This is a genomic window from Pseudomonas sp. LARHCG127 (assembly GCF_052871455.1).
Genome location: NZ_JBIXJT010000030.1, coordinates 20,721 through 28,255 on the forward strand (window position 1 = coordinate 20,721; position 7,535 = coordinate 28,255).

Below are 7,535 nucleotides of genomic sequence, written 5' to 3' on the forward strand. Positions count from 1 at the left end.
TCAAGGATTCCACTTGTTGGAGAGCGCCGGCCGCACGGTTTTCACGGCAGGCTGGTCTTCGATGAAGTTGTCCGGGTAGTAGCCGAAACTGGTCACGCCTTTGCGCTTGAGACGTCCCATCCAGTCGGCCAGTTGTTTGCCGTCGATGTCGCCGGCCGGCTTGCTGTGCCAGTCACGAGCCTGCAATTCGAACACCGTGCGCTTGAGCGCGCCGGGGCGAGCCTTGACGGTGTCCACCAGGCGCTCGAGCCAGGGGCCGGATTGTTCGGGGGCCTGCTTTTCCATCAGCGGCATGGCCATCGGTGCCGTCCAGTCGTAGGCGCCGAGGAAGTCGTCGAGGTTCTGGGCGAACCAGGCTTCGCTTTCCGGGTTGAGCATCGGTTCGGCAAAGATGTTGCGCGCCGTCAGGATCTGCGGGCCGCGAATCGCCCGCACCTTGGCGGTCAGCTCATGGGTGAAGTCGATCAGGTAGCGGCTCTTGAAGCGGGTCCAGCGCTGCATCGCCGCAGGATCGTCCCGCAGGGCGGCGATGGACGTCGGCAAGCCGTGGGCGGCATAGACTTTCAGGGCTTCGGGGCTGGCATCCTCGAAATCGGAGAACACCGCGTCGTCATGGTACAAAACGCCATCCAACGAGCTCATCCGCGCCAGGTCCTGGTAGATTTCGCCGATGACTTGGCGCACCTTCGGGTCAAATGGCGACAGGCGCACGTATTGGTCCGGGGCGACGCCGATCTTGCCGGTTTCCGGGTCCCAGCGCTGGACCCGTGGCAGTTTCGCGTCCAGGGCGAAACTGAGCACCGGCATCCAGGCATAGACCTTGGCATTGGCCCGGGTACGCAACTGCCAGGCAACCCGGTCAAACAGGTCAGCGCGTACCGGCAGGTGACGGTTGGGGAAGTACAACGAATGCACGAGGCCGTCGCCTTTCGGATCGGCGAAGGCTTGGAGAAATACGGTATTGGCGCCCAGGTCGGAAATGCGCTGGACCAGCTTGCCGACGTTGGCTTCCTGCTGCACCGGGTCCGCGTCATAGACGTAATCCAGATCGACATGCACAACGCGCATCGGATCCATCGTCTGCACGGACACGATGCTTTCGGCGAAATGAGCGCCATCGGGATCGGACGCCACCAGGAAGCGTGGGCCGCTCATCAGGTTATCCAGGCTGTCGAGGCCGTCCTCCAAGGTCAGGGCCATTTGATAACCCTCGCTGCCAATCACCTGCAATGCCGTGCCGTCAGCTTCACCGTAAGGCCAGACCCAGACGCGCGGGCGGTAGCCGGCGACCTTGCGGATCTTCTCGGATATGGCCGCCACGTCCTTGCGCAGGCGGGCCTGGAAATCGGCCTCGGTCTCATAACGACCGGTGGCGGGGTCGTAGCGCCGGGTGGTCGCGGCGGGTTGCTGGTTACCTTGCGGGTTGGCGAGGATGCCCTTGTGATTGGCGTCGGTGTGGGCGGCGATTTCCACCAGGCCCGATTTCGACACCTCGCGGATCTGCTCCCAGGTCAGGAACTCGGAACGCTTGCGCGGCACCCCCGCAAAATCCACGGTTTGGTTCAGCGGCGTATCCACCCAACTGCCGACCGGGGCGAGAATCGCCGGCCAGTTATAGGCACGCAGGATAGGCATGACACGGGTATAGAAGCTCGAATAGCCATCGTCGAAACTCAGCAGCACCGCACGCGGTGGCAGTTCCGGGCCGCCATTGCGGGCGGTGATGATCTGGTCCACCGTGACCGGCTGGTAGTTGTTTTCTCGCAGCCACGCCAGCTGTTCGATCAAGCGTTCGGTGCGCACGGCCACCAGTGCCTGGTCCGGGTCTCGGTCGTCGACATCGTGGTACGCGATGCCAAGCACGTGGTTCTTCGGCCACGGGGCGTCATTGGCCGCCAGCGGACGCTGCGAAGGTGGCGCGAAGGCCGGGGCTTGCTGGGCACAAGCGCTGATCAGCAAGGCCCCCAGCAGAAGGATGAATCGCGAAATGACAGGCATCTTCAAACTCTTCTAGAAGCGATAGGTGAGGTCGACAAGCAGGCGCAGATCGCTTTCACGATCGCCGTCGTAGGGGCGGTTGAGCCAGCTCAGCGCGGCACCGGCTTCCAGTACGTCGTTCCAGATGAAACGCTGACCGTAGCTGAGCAATCCCATGGCCCCCGTGCCGTAGTCGCGCTGGCTGTAGGTACCCGCGCCGGCCTGGAATTGCTGGCTCCACGTGGTTTCGTAGCGGCGGTACAACACGTGGTTGGCGCTCACGGTCGGCATGACGCTGAAATCCGATTCCGGATTGAAATAAGGCACTTCGTTGGAGCCGCTGTTGCGGCTGGCGCCCACTTCCAGGCCCAGTTCCACCTGCAGGCGCGGCGCGCTGTAGATGCCCTCGCGACCCGTCAGCATGGCTTCGAGGCGATTGTTGCCGTCGCTGAAATGGGACGGGCTGACAGCCAGCCGCCACTCACGGCTTTCATGGGCACGCCACCGGACGAAGCCGCTCCCGCCATTGGCGCGAATACCGCTGTTGAGGGCCCGCAGCGGGGTATTGGCCGAGAGATAATCCAAACTGCCGCCGTACTGCCAGTGATCGTCGATGTCCCGAGCCACCGCCACGCGCGCGCCCTGTTTGTCACCGGAACCATAAGAGTGATTGGACACCTCGGCCTCCAGCGTCATGTCGCGGGTGCGACGTTCCACACCCAGGCGCTGCCAACGGTGATGGCCGGTGCCTTCCTCGAAATCACCGGTGGCGTAGCCGGCACCGCCGAACAACCGCCAGTCTTCATCGATGGGCGGGCTGTAGAGCAGCGTTTCGATGCCAAAGTCCCGGCTGCCAGTGACTGCACCGGCGTCACCGCTACCACCGCCATAGCTCTTGCCGGTGTAGGCCTCAATGCGCAGCTCGGCCATGTCGTGGACCTCACGCTGGCGTTGCAGGCGTTTGACGTGGGCATTTTCCGGGTAGCGGGCGACCACGTCGTCGGTCAGCGCATCCATCTGCCGCCATTCCTGCAAATCCATGGCGGCACGCGCCTGGGCGACTTCCAGATCACGGTTGCGCGGGATCGTCGCCTCGACTTCCTTGAGCAGGCTTTCCGAACGGCGCGGCCAGTCACGGGCCTGGTACAGATCGGCCTGGGCCAGGCGCATCCCGGTGTTGCCGGGGCCTTGGCTGACCAGGGTTTCCAGGCGGGCTTCGGCGGAAGGCAGGTCGGCGCCGTAGGTGCCGGCCTGGGCAGCGAGTTGCTGGGCGTCCATCCATTCATCGTTGGGGTTGCCGATCGGCAGCCCCTTGAGCTCGACGCGTGGACGCTGGGCTTTCGCCATGTCTTCGGCCAGGGCACGGGCCTCTGCGGATTTTTCACTTTCCAACAACGCGTAGTAGAGCGCGGTGCTGTCTTCAAAGCGCTCCGCAGGATCGGCATCCGGCGCGATCAGGACCCGGCGGTACAGGTCGACGGCAATCTCCGGCTCTCGCTGTTCCAGATAAGAAGAAGCCACCCAGCGCAGGGCATAGGTAGGAATGCTCACACCCTCGGCGAGCAACTTTTGATATTCGGTAATCACTTCGGCACGACGGGCACGGGCATTGAGAGCGCCCATGCGATCGATGCGCCAACGGAGCACGTCGTCTTTGGCTTCGGCTACCGGAGTCCAGGTGGCGAGCAACTTGTCGTAGTCGGCCAGGGCGCGGTCGGCAATGACGAAGCGCTCCTGTTCGCTGCGGCTGGCCATGTCCGCCAGGCGCACCCGTTCGGCCGCGACGTCACCCTCCAGGCGCCGCTGCACGCCACGGTCGATCAACCCCGGCTGTAGACGCGCCAGGCGCAGCGCCGGCTCCGGCAGCCGCGCGCGTTGCAGGGCGTAGATGTATTCGCGTGCCACCTCTGGGCTGTTGCCGGCGCGGGTGAAGGCCTGGTCGTATTCAAACAGCGCTTCGTGGGGGCTGTCGGCGCGGGTCAAGGCATAACCCAGGGCCAGCCGACGCATCGGATCTGTTGGCTTGGCAGCCACCAAGGCCTTGGCGCGCGTGACAGCTTCGTCGGGCCGGCCTGCATCGGCCTGGGTCAAGGCCAAGCCGAGTTGCAAATCAGGATTCTGAGGGTCGATCACCAAGGCCTGGCGGTACAGCTCGGCCGCCGAATCCCAGCGCTTGAGGTTGCGATAGGCACGCGCCGTTGCAGTCAACGCCTGGACGGGCAGCGTTCGATAACGGCCTTGGGCCTCATAGACTTTCACCACCTCGGCGTCGAGACCGGCCCAACTGGCGATTTGCAGGTGGTCACTGATCTGCGCGGCGCTGGCCTGGTCGGCCGGCACCTGGCGCAGCGCGCTCAGCGCAGGCGTGTAATGGCCCGCCCGGGCATCGAGCACCATTTGGTCATAGGCGGTATCGGCAAGCACCAGCATCGGCCAGCACAATTGGCTGCACAGCGCGACGCGAAACAACGGGCGCAAACCACGATGAATAAAAGGACCCACAGTACGCGGCATTCGTCAGCATCCTTACATGGCCAGCCGGGTCGCAGTGCCCCCTTGCCCATCAAACAGGAAGCCGGATCAAGGAATCCAGCCAAGCTCTAATGGGCCTAGTCTTGCACTCTCGGACGGGGCATATTCAGGAACGCCACAATTCTTCAGAATCGATACAGATTTCGGCGCAGGGCTGATCGGTGGCCATAAAAAAACCCGGCCCATGCGTCATGCACGGGCCGGGCTTGGGGTATTGCTCGAATGCTTACTGGAGGGCGACGCCACCACCCAGCTTGCTCATCACGAATGCCGTGAATTGCTCAACGGTCATTTTCTGGCCGTTGAAGTCGACCTGATTGTTGGCATAGTGCAGCTTGGTGACCACATCGTTGCCTTCAAGGGTCGCCAGCTGAGTACCCACTGCCATCGCACTGAACATGTCGCTGGTGGCGGTGGCTTGATCGGCGATCAGCTTGGCATCCGTCTGGCCTTCCATCTGTGCCTGCACGGTCATCAGGTCCACCAGCATCGGCTTGGAAACCTTGAGATTGAAATCCAGCAGGGCGAGCAGCTGACGGCCCAATTCATCCGGTGGCAAGTCCATGGACTGTGGCTTGGCCAGATCAACGATCAGGCTGGCACGGCTTTCACCGTTGGCGGTGTTGAACGACAGGTTTTCCAAGGCCACTTGCGGAGCACCGGCCAGGAGTTTTTCCAGATCGGCCTTGACCTGGGCTTCCTCGGCTTCGGTCAGGCTCAACTCTGGTGCTGGCTCACCGGCCGCAGCAGCCTCGGCAGCGGCTTTTTCGTAGGGTTGCAGCTTGGTCTGGTAAATCTGCATCAGCGACATGGTGGCCGGGATGTCCAGGTTCTTCAGGCTGACCGCCATCTGCGCCGAACCAATGGTCTTGTCGTTGAACGACAACTCACCGATCTTGTAATCGGCACGCCCCGAAGCGCTGGTGCCGTTCTCGCTGCTGCTGTTCTTCATTTCGAAGTTCTTCAGGCCCAGCACTGACTTCGGCTCGCCAAAGGTGGCCTTGGTGCTGCTCATCAGCAGGGTGTTGTCACCCATGTAGTAACCGTAGGTGCTTTTGCTCAGGTTACTGGCCAATGTCAGGCCGTTCAGCTCGACCTGCACAGGTGTCTGGTCTTCGGCGACGGTGGTCAACTTGAAGCTGTCCATGTAGCCGTCAGCCTTGACTTTCTGTCCCTGGGCGCTGGCGGCCACGTCGATCTTCAGGCCGGAGAAGGTGAGCTGGGATTGCTCATCCAGCTTCGTCTCCAATGGCAGCAGCTCGTAGGTGCCGTTGATGGACTCGTCGTAACCCAGGTTGACCACGCCTTTGAGCGGGGACTGATCCTTGGTGGCAGCGAACCACTTGTCTGTCAGTGGATTGCGCTCGAGAGCGGTATGACTGGTAGCCATGACCGGCAACCACTTGAGCGTAATCAAACGCGAGAATGGCAGTGGGCCGTGCTCGATCCGGTCGACGAAGAGCAGCTCGACCGACTCACCACCGAATATCTCGCCTTCGCCTTTGAGGCGGTAGTGGGCGGTGCTGCTGAATGTGCCACGGTCCATGGAAACCAGCTCCAGGGCGGCAGTGCTGTTGGATCCGGACAAGGCTGTTTGCATCTGCTTATTGCTATCGGCAATAGCATTTTTCAACACGCCTTCGAGTTTGGTTCCGGTGTACCAGGCGCCACCCGCGCTGATAGCTCCGACAGCCACAACGATTCCCAGAAGTACGCTTGCTGATTTATTCATGAGTGACCCGATCGATATCCATGGTTGAAAAATGCCGTCGTCTTCCCTGACCCGCGAAGGGTGTGGCTCGACGCCGTAAAGAGGAGGGGAGATTACCATCAGGCACCCTTGCGGGCCCAATGTTTATAGGGGTAAAAACGTTTTCTTGAGAGGTGGTCTACGAATATTGGACTTCGATCTCGTCGAGCTGATGATCGAAAGTCTTGAGTCGGGCCGTCCAGGTGTACACCAGCACTTCAAAATCGCGATTGATCACCGCCGCACCCGATGACTCTGCGCGTGAATCGCAAAAGTCCAGTTGATAGCGCTCCCGGGCCATGGCGTTAGCCACGTCACACAATTCACGGGCGTTGTTGAGCCAGTGCCAGCCATCTTGGGTGACTTGCTTGTCCAAGGCTGCGCATTGGGTTTTCAGAGCCTCCAGGCTTTTCTCCAGCGGGGTGCCGGTGAGCTCGCCCATGACTTCCTGGAAGGTGCGGCCTGGCTGCCAATAGCTGCCCCAGAAATAACGGTCAAACACCGTTTCGACACGGCGCAGCGCCACTTTGGTGTCCCAAATCAGCACCAGGGTCTTGCCTTGCTCGAGGTGTTTTTTCTTGATGCGTTGGCCCTGAAGCGATGCCCAGGCCACGATTGCAATGGATATCACGCCAATCAACGCCGCAGCGCTATCGAGGAACAAGAGCGCCTTGTCGATCTGGTGGGTGAGCATGACGCCATAGAAATAAGTGGCTGACAGCAGCAGCAATGCCGCAGTCGCACACCAAAAGCCGGGAGCATAAGGGTTTTTCATTATTGGAATCCCCATGACCAGTGACCGTCGCGGACTTTTGGGTCGCCAAAGCCCGACTACAACAGCATAGCAACGGCATTGGGGGTTTGCCGGGGCATCAGAGGCTCGATCCGATTACCGGCCCAAAAACGACAAAACCCCTGTCTGCATCAGCAGACAGGGGTTCTGGGAATTCAATCTTGACGATGACCTACTCTCACATGGGGAAACCCCACACTACCATCGGCGATGCATCGTTTCACTGCTGAGTTCGGGATGGGATCAGGTGGTTCCAATGCTCTATGGTCGTCAAGAAATTCGGTGTCCAACCCGTTCAACAGCAACGTGTCGGTAAAATCGATGACTTTTACTAAAACAAAACCCCTACCTGCATCAGCAGATAGGGGTTTCGGAATTTAATCTTGACGATGACCTACTCTCACATGGGGAAACCCCACACTACCATCGGCGATGCATCGTTTCACTGCTGAGTTCGGGATGGGATCAGGTGGTTCCAATGCT

Annotated in this window: 4 protein-coding genes and 2 rRNA genes; all 6 read right to left on the reverse strand. The window is 60.9% G+C overall.

Annotated features, from left to right (window positions below):
• Positions 1 to 1,998, reverse strand: coding sequence for a poly-beta-1,6-N-acetyl-D-glucosamine N-deacetylase PgaB (pgaB, locus tag ACIPQ1_RS28270; protein ID WP_411386124.1), 1,998 nt, complete (start codon positions 1,996 to 1,998; stop codon positions 1 to 3).
• Positions 1,999 to 2,010: 12 nt separating this feature from the next.
• Complete coding sequence (pgaA, locus tag ACIPQ1_RS28275) at positions 2,011 to 4,491, reverse strand: poly-beta-1,6 N-acetyl-D-glucosamine export porin PgaA (protein ID WP_446535121.1); 2,481 nt, start codon at positions 4,489 to 4,491, stop codon at positions 2,011 to 2,013.
• Between the two features lie 244 nt (positions 4,492 to 4,735).
• Positions 4,736 to 6,241, reverse strand: a complete 1,506-nt coding sequence (locus tag ACIPQ1_RS28280) for a YdgA family protein (RefSeq protein WP_250965505.1) — start codon at positions 6,239 to 6,241, stop codon at positions 4,736 to 4,738.
• 157 nt (positions 6,242 to 6,398) lie between these two features.
• Complete coding sequence (locus ACIPQ1_RS28285) at positions 6,399 to 7,034, reverse strand: NADH:ubiquinone oxidoreductase subunit N (protein ID WP_446535122.1); 636 nt, start codon at positions 7,032 to 7,034, stop codon at positions 6,399 to 6,401.
• Between the two features lie 177 nt (positions 7,035 to 7,211).
• A 5S ribosomal RNA gene (rrf, locus tag ACIPQ1_RS28290) occupies positions 7,212 to 7,327 on the reverse strand.
• Between the two features lie 106 nt (positions 7,328 to 7,433).
• Positions 7,434 to 7,535 (reverse strand): 5S ribosomal RNA (gene rrf / locus ACIPQ1_RS28295); the annotation flags it as partial.

What these genes read in the sequence shown, in the direction of transcription:
- pgaB (WP_411386124.1), bottom strand. Translation starts at nt 1,998, where the DNA reads ATGCCTGTCATTTCGCGATTCATCCTTCTGCTGGGGGCCTTGCTGATC.
- pgaA (WP_446535121.1), bottom strand. Translation starts at nt 4,491, where the DNA reads ATGCCGCGTACTGTGGGTCCTTTTATTCATCGTGGTTTGCGCCCGTTG.
- ACIPQ1_RS28280 (WP_250965505.1), bottom strand. Translation starts at nt 6,241, where the DNA reads ATGAATAAATCAGCAAGCGTACTTCTGGGAATCGTTGTGGCTGTCGGA.
- ACIPQ1_RS28285 (WP_446535122.1), bottom strand. Translation starts at nt 7,034, where the DNA reads ATGAAAAACCCTTATGCTCCCGGCTTTTGGTGTGCGACTGCGGCATTG.